Origin of the sequence: Rothia similimucilaginosa (assembly GCF_029850985.2) — a bacterium.
Taxonomy (GTDB): Bacteria; Actinomycetota; Actinomycetes; order Actinomycetales; family Micrococcaceae; genus Rothia.
Window position 1 is genome coordinate 1,319,142 of record NZ_CM138149.1, and the last position, 16,087, is coordinate 1,335,228.

14 protein-coding genes are annotated in these 16,087 nt (G+C 59.3%); 2 read left to right on the forward strand and 12 right to left on the reverse strand.

Features of this window, described 5'->3' with window-relative positions:
* Nucleotides 1-21: 21 nt before the first annotated feature.
* From QFX07_RS05500 to clpS, 9 genes are all read right to left on the reverse strand, one after another.
* Nucleotides 22-1,593 (reverse strand): cytochrome ubiquinol oxidase subunit I, encoded by a 1,572-nt coding sequence (locus QFX07_RS05500; RefSeq protein WP_279754616.1) that lies wholly within the window; start codon nucleotides 1,591-1,593, stop codon nucleotides 22-24.
* Between the two features lie 492 nt (nucleotides 1,594-2,085).
* Nucleotides 2,086-4,188 (reverse strand): DNA gyrase/topoisomerase IV subunit B, encoded by a 2,103-nt coding sequence (locus QFX07_RS05505; protein ID WP_279754617.1) that lies wholly within the window; start codon nucleotides 4,186-4,188, stop codon nucleotides 2,086-2,088.
* A gap of 419 nt (nucleotides 4,189-4,607) precedes the next feature.
* Nucleotides 4,608-5,837, reverse strand: coding sequence for an RDD family protein (locus tag QFX07_RS05510; protein WP_279754619.1), 1,230 nt, complete (start codon nucleotides 5,835-5,837; stop codon nucleotides 4,608-4,610).
* A gap of 308 nt (nucleotides 5,838-6,145) precedes the next feature.
* Nucleotides 6,146-6,802, reverse strand: coding sequence for a non-canonical purine NTP pyrophosphatase (locus QFX07_RS05515; protein ID WP_279740560.1), 657 nt, complete (start codon nucleotides 6,800-6,802; stop codon nucleotides 6,146-6,148).
* A 38-nt stretch (nucleotides 6,803-6,840) separates the two neighbouring features.
* Nucleotides 6,841-7,572 (reverse strand): ribonuclease PH, encoded by a 732-nt coding sequence (gene rph / locus QFX07_RS05520; RefSeq protein WP_005506419.1) that lies wholly within the window; start codon nucleotides 7,570-7,572, stop codon nucleotides 6,841-6,843.
* 142 nt (nucleotides 7,573-7,714) lie between these two features.
* The gene (locus tag QFX07_RS05525) at nucleotides 7,715-8,608 is read right to left on the reverse strand and encodes an MBL fold metallo-hydrolase (RefSeq protein ID WP_279754620.1); all 894 of its coding nucleotides are present in this window, start codon (nucleotides 8,606-8,608) and stop codon (nucleotides 7,715-7,717) included.
* Nucleotides 8,599-9,651 carry a glutamate racemase gene (gene murI, locus QFX07_RS05530; protein ID WP_279740557.1) on the reverse strand — a complete coding sequence of 351 codons (1,053 nt, stop codon included), beginning with the start codon at nucleotides 9,649-9,651 and terminating at the stop codon, nucleotides 8,599-8,601. Before murI ends, QFX07_RS05525 begins: the two co-directional genes overlap by 10 nt.
* Nucleotides 9,652-9,805: 154 nt before the next feature.
* Nucleotides 9,806-10,420 carry a DUF2017 domain-containing protein gene (locus QFX07_RS05535; RefSeq protein WP_279740555.1) on the reverse strand — a complete coding sequence of 205 codons (615 nt, stop codon included), beginning with the start codon at nucleotides 10,418-10,420 and terminating at the stop codon, nucleotides 9,806-9,808.
* The gene (gene clpS / locus QFX07_RS05540; RefSeq protein WP_279754621.1) at nucleotides 10,420-10,740 is read right to left on the reverse strand and encodes an ATP-dependent Clp protease adapter ClpS; all 321 of its coding nucleotides are present in this window, start codon (nucleotides 10,738-10,740) and stop codon (nucleotides 10,420-10,422) included. Before clpS ends, QFX07_RS05535 begins: the two co-directional genes overlap by 1 nt.
* 217 nt (nucleotides 10,741-10,957) lie before the next feature.
* Here clpS and QFX07_RS05545 point away from each other — a divergent pair, with 217 nt between their 5' ends.
* Both QFX07_RS05545 and QFX07_RS05550 read left to right on the forward strand, forming a co-directional pair.
* Nucleotides 10,958-12,256, forward strand: a complete 1,299-nt coding sequence (locus QFX07_RS05545; RefSeq protein WP_279740551.1) for a nicotinate phosphoribosyltransferase — start codon at nucleotides 10,958-10,960, stop codon at nucleotides 12,254-12,256.
* A gap of 72 nt (nucleotides 12,257-12,328) precedes the next feature.
* Nucleotides 12,329-12,955 (forward strand): isochorismatase family protein, encoded by a 627-nt coding sequence (locus tag QFX07_RS05550; protein ID WP_279740549.1) that lies wholly within the window; start codon nucleotides 12,329-12,331, stop codon nucleotides 12,953-12,955.
* Nucleotides 12,956-13,279: 324 nt separating this feature from the next.
* Here the strand turns inward: QFX07_RS05550 and QFX07_RS05555 are convergent, their stop codons facing one another.
* From QFX07_RS05555 to QFX07_RS05565, 3 genes are all read right to left on the reverse strand, one after another.
* The gene (locus QFX07_RS05555) at nucleotides 13,280-13,417 is read right to left on the reverse strand and encodes a hypothetical protein (protein ID WP_279740547.1); all 138 of its coding nucleotides are present in this window, start codon (nucleotides 13,415-13,417) and stop codon (nucleotides 13,280-13,282) included.
* 205 nt (nucleotides 13,418-13,622) lie between these two features.
* Nucleotides 13,623-15,410, reverse strand: coding sequence for a DEAD/DEAH box helicase (locus tag QFX07_RS05560; RefSeq protein ID WP_279754622.1), 1,788 nt, complete (start codon nucleotides 15,408-15,410; stop codon nucleotides 13,623-13,625).
* 267 nt (nucleotides 15,411-15,677) lie between these two features.
* Nucleotides 15,678-15,977, reverse strand: a complete 300-nt coding sequence (locus QFX07_RS05565; protein ID WP_279740544.1) for a DUF3039 domain-containing protein — start codon at nucleotides 15,975-15,977, stop codon at nucleotides 15,678-15,680.
* Between the last annotated feature and the right edge of the window lie 110 nt (nucleotides 15,978-16,087).

Below are 16,087 nucleotides of genomic sequence, written 5' to 3' on the forward strand. Positions count from 1 at the left end.
GGTGAATCAATCCTTACCCGCCTAGTAGGCGAACTCCAGCACATCGCGCTTAGACTTGTCGTTGGACTCGTCCTCGTGGTGCGACTGAACCAGCTCGGGCATTGCTGCCACCACACCGGCCTTGACGTACTTGATGAGCAGGTAAACCTCAACCACCATCAGCACACCGTAGAGCAGACCCAGGGTGAGCAGGGAGAAGAGGATTTCTTCACCGGAAACACCCGGGGAGATAGCTGCTGCGGTGAACAGGTGAATCGAGGGGTCACCCTGAAGGTTCGGAGCCACAACGAAGGGCTGGCGGCCCATTTCGGTGAAGATCCAGCCGAGGGAGATAGCGAAGAAGGGGGCCATAATAGACCAGACTGCAACGTTCTTGAGCAGCTTGGACTCGGGAACGGTGCCCACACCCTTCTTACGGGTTACCCACAGTGCGTAGAGGTAGAAGGGCAGTACAACCGCACCCAGACCAATCATGCCGCGGAAGCCCCAGTAGGAGACCTCGAGGGAGGGCAGGTAGTCGATCTTCTGACCTGCACGCTCACCGTAGAGCGGGTTGTTGGGCAGGTTAGTGCCGAACTTAGCTTCGTATTCGGGCAGCAGGGTCTGAATACCCTTCACCGGGGTGTCGAAGTTGTCGTGTGCCAGGAAGGACAGCACGCCGGGGACCTCGATGATGGTGTTGATCTTGTCACAGCTCTGAGCGCCGAGTTCACCGACTGTCAGAACGGAGAAGGAGGTGCCGTCGTGGCACGCAGCTTCTGCAGCAGCCATCTTCATGGGCTGCTCGTGAATCATCATCTGTGCCTGCAGGTGACCGGACGCACCGATACCTGCGAAGGCGAGGAGACCCACAACAGCGCCCAGGCGCAGGGACTTGAACCAAACCTGGAAATCAGCCTTGTCACGTGCACCCTTGTCGGACTCACCAACAACGACCTTGCCGTCAACGACCTTGTCGATGCCGTCCTTGCGGCGACGCCACAGCTTGTACCATGCGATACCAACCAGGAAGCCACCAGCAACCTGAATAGCGGAGGTGATGACGTGAGAGAAGGTTACCCATGCGAGGGGGTTCATCAGCACTGCGCCAATATCGGTCATACGGGGACGACCGTCAATCATTTCTGCACCGACGGGGTGCTGCATCCAGGAGTTTGCAACCAGAATGAAGAATGCAGAAATCCAGGAGCCGAGGACTGCCATGAACAGCGAGAATGCGTGTACAGCAGGCTTGAGTCGGTCCCAACCGAAGATCCACAGACCGAGGAAGGTAGACTCAACGAAGAAGGCGAAGAGGCCTTCCATTGCCAGCGGAGCGCCGAAGACGTCGCCGACGAAGCGGGAGTATTCGCTCCACGCCATGCCGAACTGGAATTCCTGAACCAGACCGGTGGCCACACCCATAGCGAAATTAATGAGGTACAGCTTGCCCCAGAACTTCGTCATGCGCTTGTATTCGTCCTTCTTGGTACGAACGTAGCGAATGTACAGGTAGGTCACCACAAGGCCCAGACCCAGAGTCAGCGGAACCATGAAGAAGTGGTAGACGGTGGTAATACCGAACTGCCACCTACCAAAATCAAGGGGATCCATTGATAGGTCCTTACTATGTGTGTACTTAATGTGTGTTTGTGCCAGATTTCGGGTAGTCCCCCACCAATGGAGGGCATACGAGAGTTACTGACACAGTGTCTCTCATGCTTCTAAGGTACAGGGTTTTCCTCGCGAGCTGTGAGTAGACTGTGCATAGTATGGACGTTTATTGTTTGACGTTTCTCTAAAGGTACCTTGAACGTTATCCCTCGGCGTGCGGATGGATTGAGGGACGAAACACGATAGTGCCTTGCGGGGTTGGAAGGTACTTTCGGAACTAGGGTGAAACTTTGCAGTTTTATATCACTTTTGCAAAATTTTGGTGACAGATTCCCGGATTGTGACAGGTAATCCGAGTAGCACTCAAAGCTTAAACTTGCCCAAGTTATACCAATTTTACTGAGATTTCCAAGAAATATTGTGATTATTATCATGGAAAAATCATAGAATGTGACACGCCAGCCGCCACTACCCCGTAAGGTACACCGCAAGCTACATATCAATACTCTCAGTATCCAGCTGATGAGCACCCGCAATGATGAATTCCTTACGCGGAGCCACCTCAGAACCCATCAACAAGGAGAACGCACGCTCGGCAGCCTCCGCATCCTCAATGCGAATACGGCGCAACATGCGATGGCGCGGATCCATCGTCGTCTCAGCCAGCTGATCGGCATCCATCTCACCCAGACCCTTATAACGCTGGATGGGTTCCTTATAAGACACATCCTGCTCCTGCAAAGATTCCAGAAGCTCGTGCAGCTGCTTCTCCGAGTAGGTGTACACCATCTCGTTCGGCTTGCCGCGGCGTACCACCTCTACACGATGCAGAGGCGGAACCGCAGCGTACACGCGACCGGCCTCAATCAGCGGACGCATGTAACGGTAGAACAGGGTCAGCAGCAGGGTACGAATGTGGGCACCGTCCACGTCCGCATCGGTCATCATAATAACCTTCCCGTAGCGAGCAGAGTCCAGGTCAAAAGTACGACCCGAGCCCGCACCGATAACCTGAATCAGCGCCGCGCACTCAGCATTCGCGAGCACATCAGTCACCGAAGCACGCTGAGTGTTCAGGATCTTACCGCGAATCGGTAGCAGAGCCTGATACGAGGAAGAACGCGCCAGACGCGCAGTACCCAACGCCGAGTCACCCTCCACAATGAACAGCTCAGAATGCTCAACATTGGTCGAACGGCAATCCACCAGCTTAGTGGGCATAGATGAAGACTCCAGTGCGGTCTTACGGCGCTGAGTTTCCTTATGGATGCGCGCCGAGACGCGGGTTTTCATCTCAGAGACAACCTTCTCGCACAGAGCGGTCGCCTGAGCCTTCTCCGCACGAGCGGTCGACTCCAGGCGAGCCTTCAGGGCATCCCCCACGACCTTCGACACGATTTGGCGGACCGCCGGGGTACCCAGAATTTCCTTGGTCTGACCCTCAAACTGCGGCTCAGCAAGACGCACGGTCAGCACGGCGGTCAAGCCGGCGAGCACGTCGTCCTTCTCAATCTTGTCGTTACCCACCTTGTACTTGCGTGCGTTATCGGCAAGGTGCTTGCGCATCACGCGCAGCAGTCCCTGCTCAAAACCGGTAGTGTGAGTACCACCTTTGGGGGTGGCAATAATGTTCACGAAGCTACGGACCGTCGTCTCATAGCCAATACCCCAGCGCAGCGCAACGTCCACTTCACAATCGCGCTCCACATCGGTCAGCTGTGAGCGGCCATCCTCACCCAGCACGGGCACGGTCTCGGTGAAAGAGCCACTGCCGCTAAAACGCCAGGTGTCGGTAATACGCTCATCATGAGCCAAGAACTCGACGAACTCGCTAATGCCGCCATCGTACTGGAAAACTTCCTCGTGGGGCTCCAACTCGCCGGGGGTGCCAGGCAGGCGGCGCTCATCGCGGATGCAAATACGCAGACCCGGAATAAGGAACGCGGTCTGGCGCGCACGAGCAGCCAAGTCCTCGTAGCTGAACTTAGCATCGGGGGTGAAAATCTGCGGGTCAGCCCAATAGCGCACACGGGTGCCGGTCACCCCGCGCTTAGCGCGACCCACAATCTGCAGGGCGTCAGTACCCTCGGTTGCGGTAGTGAACGGATCTTCGGGCTTGGGGGTGCGACCGGACTCGAAGTGACCGGGAATGCCGTGGCGGAAGGACATCTGGTAGGTCTTCGAGCCACGGTCCACCTGCACATCCAGGCGGGAAGACAGCGCGTTCACCACAGAAGCGCCCACACCGTGCAAACCACCGGAGGCGTTATAGGAGCCGCCGCCAAACTTACCGCCGGCGTGCAGCTTAGTGAACACGACCTCCACACCGGACAGGCCGGTGCGCGGCTCAATATCGGTGGGGATACCGCGGCCATCATCGCGCACCTCAACCGAACCGTCACGGTACAGAATGACCTGAATAGACTGACCGAAACCGGCGAGCGCCTCATCCACCGAGTTGTCGATAATCTCCCAAAGGCAGTGCATCAGGCCGCGGGAGTCGGTGGAGCCAATGTACATGCCCGGGCGTTTGCGTACAGCTTCCAGACCTTCCAACACGGAGAGGTGGCGGGCGGTGTAGTTCGAAGACGCCACGGGAATCCTTTCGGCAAGTGATGACTGTGTGTTCTCTGTAGGTGTTCCCTGCAGATGCTCTCTGCAAATATGCTCTGCAGATGTTTTCAGCACGGCAAGCTCGCGAAAGGGAGAAAATGCCCCGGGCTTGTACTCATAGTGCTCTAAGTTTCTATTCTATCGTGGCTTGTTGTTGCTTTCTGTCTGCTCCGTCATTAGGCCCTACACCGTCATGAGGCTCTGCCGAGAAACTGGGAACGCAGAGAAGGAACACAGAGAAGCACCGGCTGCCACTCCCCCCCCCCTGGAGTAGCAGCCGGTGTGTGAGTATCTGTGGGTATCTGAATTTTATTTTTAGGGTGAACTTTTTGAGGTATTCAGTCTGGGCGCTTCCAGCCTGTGCATTTCCATCCTGATCGCCTCATAGCAGAGGCACTCCCCTAGTGTGCTTCACCCGAGGCACGCGAGGAGCTCTCGTGACGGTTCGTGACCATGATATTGGACTTGAAGTAGAACTCTTCGGGAAGCTCATTCGTGACCGGGCCATGCGGGAACTCGCTGAGCTTCGGCACGAAGTGCCAGTCCATCAGCTCGCCGCTGCTCTGCTTGAGCACACGGCGTTCCCTCATGGCGTGGTGTACCTTGCGGCGCAGACGCGGGCTGTCTTTCAGGGTGCTGGTGAAGACCCACGGAGTCTCGTAGCCTTCGGTGACCATGCCGAAGGTAATGCGCAGGTTGCCGTTCTCGTCGGCGTCCATCGTGAAGTCGCCGTCTGCGATGTCGGTGAAGGCGAGCATCCAGCTGTGGCGGCGTTCGTAGCTTTCGCGGGTGGTTTGCAGTGCCACAATGATGCGGTGGTCGACCAGCAGCTCCACCTTACGTTCGGTGATTTCGCCCAGACGAGCATAAGAGCCGAAGGCACGATTCGCACCGCTGCGGCGAGGCCACTTGGTGACCGCACCGTGCGGCACCTCCCCCGCAAAGGTGAAGGGGCCCGTCATGGTACCGGGCAGACGCAGACGCTCAAACGGAGCGGTCGGCAGGAACGTTGTCAACAGCTGATCGGAGCTGACCGATTTACCCCAGCGCGCCATCTCCAAAATCGTCGGTTCAGGACCTACGGGGTAGATATGCGGCATCTTCCGACCGAATTCATCAAAGCCCTCAATAAACTCACCGTTAGAGCTGTACCCGGGCATGGTCGCACCGAGCGGGCGAGTCCAAGACCCCGAATACGGTTTGGTCAGGTGCGGGTTCTCCACCGGCAGGATGCTGGTGCGAGCACCCAGGTAGGCGGGCATCCGCGAGAGGTTGCGCCAGGCGAACTTCGCGGCAACTGCTTCACGCCACCACATCGGGCGTTTGCCCGGGGTCTGCCCGCCCAGGCAGTGCATGAGCAGCCAGAATCCAGCCCAGCCGAGGCAACCTACGGCAATCACCCAGAAAATAATCGTCAGCACGGTGTGCAGGGTTCCGGTCACCCAGATGTTCGTGGCGATGAGAGCCATGAACGCCGCCCACGCCGCCATGATGTACGGGCCGAGCGTAATCATCGGGTCGACCACCTTCACGGCGGCAATGACGCGGCGGTTCAGTCCGCGCCACACATAGGAGTACGCCCAGCATCCGGCGGCAAGGGCGAATGCCATCAGCAGAAGAAGGATGAGCATCGGTGTGTCTCTTTCGCTGCAGGTTTTTCTACCACGGTCGGTGACAGCAAGCATCTGGGCAGATGCAGCGTTGAAAGGCTCTTCAATAGCAAAACTCGTCTGCCGAAGGTACCTTCAGCAGACGAGTTTCTTTGGTGTCACTAACCTTGAGGTAAAGCTTCTCACACTATTGTGCCTTTAATTGGTATCCCTGTGGGGGATTTTAGAGGGATGCGTAAAAAAATCGCACCCAGCCCCGCGTTTTCACCCATCAGGCCAGCGCAGTGAGACCGGCACAGCGAGTACACTCTGGCACCTCAGCGACGGTTTTAGGAAGCCAGCGCCGCAGCAATCTGAGGAATTAGCGCCTCAAAAGCACGCGCACGGTGGCTAATCGAATTCTTAATCTCTGCGGGAATCTCAGCGCACGACTTGCCAGCGTACTGGCCCTCATACAGGGCGTTCTCGCCGTTCAGCTCCACGGGGCGCAGAATCGGGTCGTAGCCGAAGCCGCCCTTCCCAGCCGGTGCAGTCAGCAACTCGCCAGGCAGCTCGCCGTACTCGACCGCCTCAAAACCGTTCGGGGAGGCGACTGACGCCGCACAGCAGAACTTCGCACCGCGGTGCTCGGCAGGAATATCGCTCAGCTGAGCCAGCAGCAGGTTCAGGTTCGCGGTGTCATCACCGTGGTTACCCGCCCAGCGTGCCGAGAAAATACCGGGGGCGCCGTTGAGCACATCCACCGACAGGCCGGAATCGTCAGCAATAGCGACCAGGCCAGTTGCCTCGGCAACAGCGCGTGCCTTCAGCAGGGAGTTCTCAGCGAAGGTCACGCCGGTCTCGGGAACATCGGGTGCGTTCACGCTGGAGGCGTCAACCACCTGGGTATTAACGTCCAGGCCATCAATGCGTCCGCGCAGAATTTCGCGCAGTTCCTTGAGCTTGCCCTTATTGTGGCTTGCCAGAACAATCTTTGCGTCTGCCATAGTTTCTCCTTATCGACGGAACTAGTTACCGGGACGGGTTAGTGTGCTAGTGCTTCACGCTGAATCTGAGCCAGCTCTGCAGTGCCTTCCAGCGCCAGGTCGAGCAGGCTGTTGAGTTCGTCGCGATCGAAGGGTGCCCCCTCGGCGGTGCCCTGCACCTCAACGAACTTGCCGCTGCCGGTAACGACCACGTTCATGTCGGTCTCTGCGCGTACGTCCTCGGTGTAGGGCAAATCCAGCATGGGGGTGCCGTCAATAATGCCCACCGAAATTGCGGATACCGAATCAATCAGCGGGTTCGCCTTAGCAGGCAGAATCTTCTGTTCCTTCGCCCAAGAAATAGCGTCAGCCAGTGCCACATATGCGCCGGTGATGGAGGCGGTGCGGGTGCCGCCATCAGCCTGCAGAACATCACAGTCGAGCACAATAGTGTTCTCGCCCAGCTCATCCATGTTGATGACGGCGCGCAGGGAGCGACCAATCAGGCGAGAAATTTCGTGGGTGCGGCCGCCCACGCGGCCCTTGAGCGACTCGCGAGAAGAACGGGTGTTGGTGGCGCGCGGCAACATCGCGTACTCGGCGGTCACCCAGCCCTTACCTTCACCTTTGAGCCAGCGAGGCACACCCTCGGTGAAGGATGCGGTGCACAGCACGCGGGTGTTGCCGAACTCGATGAGCGCGGAGCCCTCAGCGTTGCGGGACCAACCGCGGGTGATGGTGATGGGGCGCAGCTCGTTGAGGGCGCGGCCGTCTTCGCGGGTAGCAGTCATGGGTTCTCCTTGAATCTGTCTGCGGGATTTATGTCTGTCTGTTGATTCTATGTCAAAAAGTGGGCGGGACTGAGCACAGTTTGCACTAGTCCAGCTCGTTTTAGCCTAGCTCGGGTTTGGTCTAGTCCAGTTCGGGCTTCGCCTAATCTAGCTCTGGCTTAGGGAGAGCAATCGCGGTATTCAGCGGCGGATCAAGCACCTCGACCACATTCAGGGTGGATGTGACCGGGTGAGCCTCCGTCGGGCGCGGGTAGATGCGGTAGCTTGCCGCCATTTCGGCAATGCCGACCGGGCCGGAGAAGGCACTGCGCGCCTCCGCGTAGGCGATATCCGGGTCGTTCCACACGGGTAGGTGGGTCAGCAGCAGGTTACGCACACCCGCCTCCGTGGCAGCCTCACCGGCACGCTTACCAGTCAGGTGAATACCGCGCAGGGCATCATCGCGACCCTCCTGGTATGCCGCCTCACAGAGGAACAGGTCAGCGCCGCGCGCAGCCTTAACCAGGCCCTCGCACAGGTCGGTATCGCCCGAGTACGAGAACACGGTGTGGCCCTCGCGGTCGTTGCAGGTGATACGCAGGGCGTACGGGTCCTTCGAGGGGTGAACCACACGGAACGGCTCCACACGGAAGGGCCCTATCTGCACGGTCTCGCCCTCAGTCCAGGTGTGGTACTCGAATTCGGTGCTCATGCCCAGGTCCGGGTCCAGGCCGTGAGTCGCAGAAAGGTACTCGTTAATTGCGGCGGGACCGTACAGCGGAATACGGCCCTTAGGCCAGCCGCGCGGATCCCACTTGACCGCCACGTGCAGACCGGACAGGTCAATGCAGTGGTCCGGGTGCAGGTGCGAAATCAGAATCGCGTCGATATCGCTCAGATCGATATGGTGCTGGAGCATGCCGAGTGAGCCGTTGCCCATGTCCATGATGATGCGCCAGGTGCGACCCGCGAAGTCCGTGGCGGTGAGCATATAGCAACTAGCCGGTGAGACGGGGCCGGGGAAGGAGCCCGTGCAACCGATAACGGTTAGACGCATGAGGTGTCGTCCTTAGGGATGGTGCCAGAAAATTCGGTGCCCACGGAGATGCGTGCCGCCTCTGCAGGATCTGCCGATTCGTTGATGTTGATGTTGCGGTGTGCCGTAAGCATTTCGGGAGTGAGTGCAGCCAGCGAGCCGGTCGGGTAGCGTTCCGCAACCGAGCTGGTGTGGCGCACGTTGGTGACCTCAGGGCCGAGGAATCGGCGCGCCAGGTGCGAGAACGTCTCAGATTCGCCGGTGGCGAGGAATTCGTGGTGCGGGTTTTCCTCGGGGACCGGGCTTTCAATGGCGTGGTTGAGCAGCTCGCGGTACACGTCCTTCGCGGTCTCATCCGCGGAGGAAACCAGGCTGACGTCCTCACCCATAATGTAGGAAATCACACCGGTTAGCAACGGGTAGTGGGTACAGCCGAGCACGAGGGTGTCCACGCCGGCGTCCTTGAGCGGCTGCAGGTACTGGCGGGCGGTCTCCAGCAGCTCGGGGCCGGAGGTAATACCCTTCTCCACGAACTCTACGAAGCGCGGGCATGCTACCGAGTACACCTCAAGGTTCGGGGTAATCGCGAAAGTATCCTCGTAGGCGCGGGAGGTGACGGTCGCCTCCGTCGCAATCACACCGATCTTACGGTTGCGGGTTGCGGCGAGCGCACGGCGGGCGGCGGGCTGAATCACCTCAATGACGGGGATGCCGTACTGGCGGGTGTAGCGTTCGCGGGCGTCGCGGAGCACCGCTGCGGAGGCGGTATTGCAGGCGATGACGAGCATTTTCACGCCTGAGTCGACGAGTTCGTCCATGATGCGTAGCGCGTTGGCGCGTACTTCTGCGATTTTGAGGGGGCCGTAGGGTCCGTGAGCGGTGTCGCCGACGTAGATAATGCGTTCGTGAGGCAACTGGTCCATGATGGCGCGTGCCACGGTGAGTCCGCCGACACCAGAGTCGAAGACGCCGATGGGTGCCGCAGCCGTGGGGCCTACGGGCGCAGGGCTACCCCAGGGGGTGCGGGCACGGTAGGGATTGGTCGCGTCGATGCTGTCACTCATGTGTCACCTACACTTCGTTATCGGTCGGGTACCACGTTCTATGCTAACTCGCTAAGGTTACCCTTTTAGTCCGTTGAGCGGTTAGATGAGTCGAGAACCACCATTAAGTGGTTGTATATGACGATAGTTTGAGGGGTAACTCGAAAAATTCGCTCTATTCTTGCTCGGTTGTCTCGCCACATGCTCGACCGGGTGTTTCTTTGTCATCCAGCCCGTCGATCATGGCGAGCATGAGCGAGTCCTGAACCCAGGAGACGAAGTTATACACCACAGCCATGTACTCTTCCTGGGTCTCAATCTCGGAAGGGTCGGTAAACGCCGCAATGTCTTCTGCGGTGTCTTCGTCCACGATGTAGAGGCGGTCGGCGAGCACTAGACGAATATCGCCGAGCGCGGCAGCCCAGGCACGGGCATGTTCCTCGTTCAGGCTCAGGTCCCTGGATTCGATGTCGAATGCGAGCATGGCGAGGTTTGCGCGTTTGGTTTCGCGCAGGTCGCGTTCGGTGTAGCGGCGGTATTCGATGGCGGTCTCGTCGTCGTTGCTTGCGGCCGGTAGCAGGCGCGCTACTGCGCTGTCGGCGGGGAGGGTGGGCTTTTCGGTGATGCCGACCAGCGCCTCCAGCGGGTCGACGGTGCTACCGTCAGCGGTGGTGTCTGCCGGGCGCAGTAGTGCGCGCACGTCTTCGGCGAGTTCGCGGATCAGGTCGCGTTCAGCGGGTTCGAAGGAGGCGGTGTAGCCTCCGGGGGTGCGGCGGAAGGGTCGCGCCATTAGTTTTCTACTTTCTCGAAGGTTGCCAGCAGGCCCCAGGCGTGCATTGCCTGGGTGTGTTTTTCGGCGTCTTCGCGTGAGCCGGTGAAGACGATTGCCTTGCCGTTGTTGTGCACCTGCAGCATGAGCTCTTCGGCGCGGGCGCGGGAATAGCCAAAGTGACTGCGGAAGACGTAGGACACGTAGGTCATGAGATTGACGGGGTCGTTCCAGACGATGACTTTCCAGGGGATGTCTGTGGCGAGGATGTTTTCCAGGGCGGTGTCGAGGTCGGTCTCTTCAAGGGTTCCGGTGGAGAGGGTCACGGCGGTAGTGTTCATTGGTTTCCTTTGCGGCCGGTTCCCTTTGATTATACGGGCGGGTATGTGTTGCCCCTGTGTTCGTCCTGCGCTACTGCGGTGTTTAGACTGCGTTGTCCATACACAGAGTGCTGGTAATTTGTCATACTACAGTACTTAAAGTCAAGAATACTTTATGTAGTGATTGACACGCCGACTCAAGAGGAAAAATACCCTAATTCCCCTCTACAATAAACACATGGCTACTACCTCTCTTCTCACCGATCACTACGAACTGACCATGCTCCAGGCGGCACTCGCATCCGGCGCAGCCAACCGTAAGTGCACCTTCGAAGTCTTCACCCGCCGCCTACCCGCAGGCCGCCGCTACGGTATCCTCGCAGGCACCGGCCGATTCCTCGAAGGCCTCGCAGACTTCCACTTCAACGACGAAGAACTCTCCTTCCTCTCCTCCCGCAACATCGTCAACAAAGAAACCCTCTCCTACCTCGAATCTTTCACCTTCAGCGGCGAGATCCGCGGCTACGCAGAAGGCGAAGCGTTCTTCCCCCACTCCCCCGTCCTGCAGGTCGAAGGTACCTTCGCCGAAGCGTGCGTCCTCGAAACGTACCTGCTGTCCATCCTGAACTTTGACTCCGCCGTGGCGAGTGCAGCCTCCCGCATGAGCGCAGCCGCAGGCAACCGACCCTGCCTCGAAATGGGTTCGCGCCGCGCCCACGAACGCGCCGCCGTCTCCGCTGCACGTGCCGCCGTTATCGCCGGCTTCGTGGGCACCTCCAACCTGGAGGCTGGTCTGCGCTACGGCCTGCACACCATCGGCACCAGCGCCCACGCTTTCACTCTGCTGCACGACAGCGAACGTGAAGCATTCGAGGCACAGCTGCGTTCCCTCGGTGCCCGCACCACCCTGCTCGTCGACACCTACAACGTGGACGAGGCAGTCCGCCTCGGCGTGGAACTCGCTGGCGAAGAGCTCGGGGGTGTGCGTCTGGATTCCGGCGACCTGGTCGCTACCGCGGCACGCGTGCGTGAACTGCTCGACTCGCTCGGCAATACCCACACCAAGATCACCGTCACCAGCGACCTGGACGAGTACGCTATCGCATCCCTTGCGGCAGCACCCGTGGACTCCTACGGCGTGGGTACCAAGCTGGTCACCGGTTCCGGTGCGCCGACTTCCTCCATGGTGTACAAGGTCGTCGAGCGTGAGAATGCCGCTGGTGAAATGCAGCCGGTCGCTAAGGCCTCGGCTGGCAAGGCTTCTATCGGTGGTGCCAAGCGTGCGGCCCGCCGACTCAACGGCATGGGCATTGCGACCGCCGAGGTTCTGGGCACCCACGAGGACCCGAGCCTGCTCGAAGACACCCGCCCGCTCATGGTGGACTTCGTTCGCAACGGCGAACTGCTGCCCGGCTTCACCGGTGAGGAAGGCGTGCGCCGCGCAACCGCCCGCCACGCAGCCTCCCTGGCTGAGCTTCCGGAAGCTGCCCACCGCCTCTCGGAGGGTGAGCCGATCATTCCGACCGAGTTCATCTAAACCATCCTTCTGAGATACTGTTTTCACCTGGCGAATCAGAGTGAAGACCTTCCCTACTTGTAAAGGACAGACATGTCTAAGGCACTGATTATTGTTGACGTGCAGAACGATTTCTGCGCCGGCGGCACCCTCGCTACTGAGCGCGGCGCGGATATTGCCGCGCTGATTAGCGAGTATGTGGAGAACAATCACCACCGCTATGACGCGATTGTTGCCACCCAGGATTGGCATATTGATCCGGGTTCACACTTCTCCGACACCCCGGACTTTGTGGACTCCTGGCCGGTGCACTGCGTCGCGAAGAGCGAAGGCTCACAGATTCATGAGAATCTGGACACCGACTATATTGAGGCGTACTTCCGTAAGGGCCGCTTCGAGGCAGCTTACTCGGGGTTTGAGGGCCTTCTGGCACCCGAGGATGAGGTCGCAACCGGCGAGCACGAACCCGGTGTAGACGCGTCCGAGGGAGGCCCGCAGACTCCCCTGTCGGAGTGGCTGGATGAGCACGGTATCGAGTTCGTCGATATTGTTGGTATCGCGACCGATTATTGCGTGTCGGCAACCGCTCGCGATGCGGTCGATGCAGGATACGAGACTCGCGTATTGGTTGACCTGACCGCGCCCGTGCACGAGGACAAGCTCGACGACGTGGTTGCCGAGCTTGAAGATGAGGGCGTTGAGGTGGTTGAGGTTCTCTAACCTCCACTATCACTGTAGGTAACTCGTCATTTCAGGCGGCGTTGAATATATAGAGACGCAGAATATGCAGAGGCGGGGAGTCTTGGGATGTGCTATCCCAGGCTCCCCGCCTCTAGCGTGCCTATGACTTAGTGTGCCCACGACTCATCGAACGATACAACTCGAGTAGCCGCGGCTACTTAGTCAGCCAAGCTGCCGCGTACCCATTCCAGACCGCAGACCGGGTTAATGCATAGCTGGATCCGGGCAGCGGTGCGGTGAAGCTGAGTTCGCGTATGCCCACCGGGACGGTGAAGGTCTTGGGACCGTTTACCTGTCCTTTGATCATGGGCGGGGGGAGGTGTGGGTTTGTGCGCCATTGGCTGCGTATGCGGGTACTAGGGCGGAAGCCACAATGATGGGCAGTGCCCATGCTGCGCCAGTGAGGATGGTGCGCCGGGTGGGGTGTGCGTTGTGTGGCATGAGGTTTTTCTTTCATGGGATTTCAGATGGGTGAATAATTTACACCTTTGTATACTGTGTACAATATTCATTTTCTGGGGTATAGAACCCGAAAAACATTCTCAACTCATCACGCCATAACTTCGCTCAACCAGGCATTTCCGGGCATGAAAAAGCCCCGCGAGCACACACACTCGCGGGGCTTTCCGTACGTTCTATTCACATTCTAGCGTCGACCAACGAACCAGTCCGACAGCTTATCGATACGCGCCTGAATCTGCTCAGCAGAAGCCTGCGCCACCGCCGGGCCGCCACAAATCTTACGCAGCTCATTATGAATCACGCCGTGCGGCTGCCCCGAACGAATCGACCACGCCGCCACATTCTTCGCCAGCTTATTTCGCAGCGCCTTCAGTTGGCGGTGATCCACCACCGAAGGTGCGGCAGTGGCCGGGCGACGTGCCGCATGCTCACGCTGATGCGCTCGCAGCAGCGTACCGACCTGTTCGGCATCTAGCAGACCCGGAATACCCAGGAAGTCTTGCTCCTCCTCGCTACCGACCGCCAAATCACCAGATGCGAACTCGGCGCCGTCGAACAGCACACCGTGAAAGGATGCCTCGGAGCCGAGCGCCTCGAACTTGCCGCGTGCCAGCTGCTCGGAGGCACGCTCCTCGCGGTTTGCTTCTTCGAGCAGGTGGTCGTCCAGACCCTCAACCATGGGGTCGATTTCCTGGGGTGCTCCGCGGTCAAGGGCGTGGTCACGTTCCACTTCCATGTCGTTGGCGAGCATCATCAGCTGCGGCACGGACGGCAGGAACACGGAGGCGGTTTCGCCGCGCTTGCGGGCACGCACGAAACGACCAATCGCCTGTGCGAAGAATAGCGGGGTACTGGTGCTGGTGGCATACACACCCACGGCGAGGCGGGGCACGTCCACGCCTTCGGACACCATGCGCACCGCAACCATCCAGCGTTGCATGCCTTCACGGAATTCGTCAATTTTTGCGGAGGCTTCACGATCGTCAGAGAGGATCACGGCGGGGTATTCGCCGGTGATTTTCTGGATCTGTTCGGCGTAGGCTTTAGCGTCCGCGTGGTCGGTAGCGATGACGAGTGCACCGGCGTCGGGCACGGTGCGGCGCACCTCGGTCAGGCGCTTGTCGGCTGCCGCGAGCACGGTCGGGATCCATTCGCCGTTGGGGTCAAGGGCGGTTCGCCACGCTTGGGAGGTGATATCCTTGGTGAATCCTTCACCAAGGTTTGCCGCCATTTCCTCACCGGCGGAGGTGCGCCAACGCATCTGCCCCGAGTAGGCCATGAAGATGACCGGGCGTACCACGTGGTCCTTCAACGCGGGGCCGTAACCGTAGGAGTAATCTGCCTTGGAGCGGCGGATACCGTCATTGTCGACCTCGTAGGTGACGAACGGAATCGGGGAGGTATCCGAGCGGAACGGGGTACCCGTGAGCGCCACGCGGCGGGTCGCATCGTCGAACGCTTCACGCAGGCCGTCACCCCAGGACAGCGAATCACCTGCGTGGTGAATCTCATCAAAAATCACGAGGGTTTTCGTCGCCTCGGTGTTGCGAGCGTGCAGCTGCGGCTTATTTGCCACCTGCGCGTAGGTCAGCGCCACACCCTTGTAGTGGCGGCTGATGGTTACATCTGCGTTCTTGAAGTTCGGGTCAATGGGAATACCGACCTTCGCGGCAGCGTCTGCCCACTGCTTTTTCAGGTGGTCGGTCGGCGCCACAACAATAAGCTGGCGGACCGTACCGCGGTTGAATAGTTCCTTGGCGAGGGTCAACGCAAACGTGGTTTTACCCGCGCCGGGGGTTGCGACTGCCATGAAGTCGCGGGGGTTGGTGTCGAAGTACTTCTGCATGGCTTCTGCCTGCCAGGCGCGCAGGCTGACGGAGGTACCCCAGGGGGCGCGGTCGGGATATGCCGGGGAGAGCTTCGGCTTCGCCATACTGTCGAATAGTGTGGGTTCCTCTGCGGGTGCGCTCATTCTCTCCTTCTTCCTCGTCTGCATCTGCTGGTTCCATCCGCTGACTCTTCTCCCACGTGTGGAGGTGGTGGGCGTCTGGCGGTCCGGAAACAGCGAGGTTAAATTCTAGCACCACATCCACGGGCTGTTGCCGGGTTGTGGTGCAAGAATTTTGTGCTCGTCAGCAAAGTCTCATGGACGGTGTTGGGCCGTTGAGTCTCGCTGCTGCGTGTTATTCAATCGTATGTATTCAGGCGTATTGCCTGAGGTGTATTTATCTGGCGCGTATTATTCGCCGGAGCCGTTGCCTCCGTCGTTGCCTGGTGCGAGGCCTTCGTAGATTTCCTTGCACTGGGGGCAGACGGGGAACTTCTGCGGGTCACGGCCGGGTACCCACATTTTGCCGCAGAGGGCGCGCACGGGTTCACCGGTCAGCGCCGATTCGAGGATCTTTTCCTTGCGTACGTAGTGGGAGAAGCGCTCGTGGTCGCCGGGCTCAGAAAGCTGGGTTTCTTCGCGTTCGAGCAGGGCGGTGCCGCCTGCGGTTCCGGGGCCAAAGGGGTCTTCGATGCCTTCGATCGAGCTCATGTTTCTCCTTGATAATGAGGCGGGATACATAGGGTGAGGGGCGCCGCCGCTCGGTTGGACGATCGGCACCTTCTCTATTTTAGTAGCAGTTGGGAGGTGCTGAGCCCACG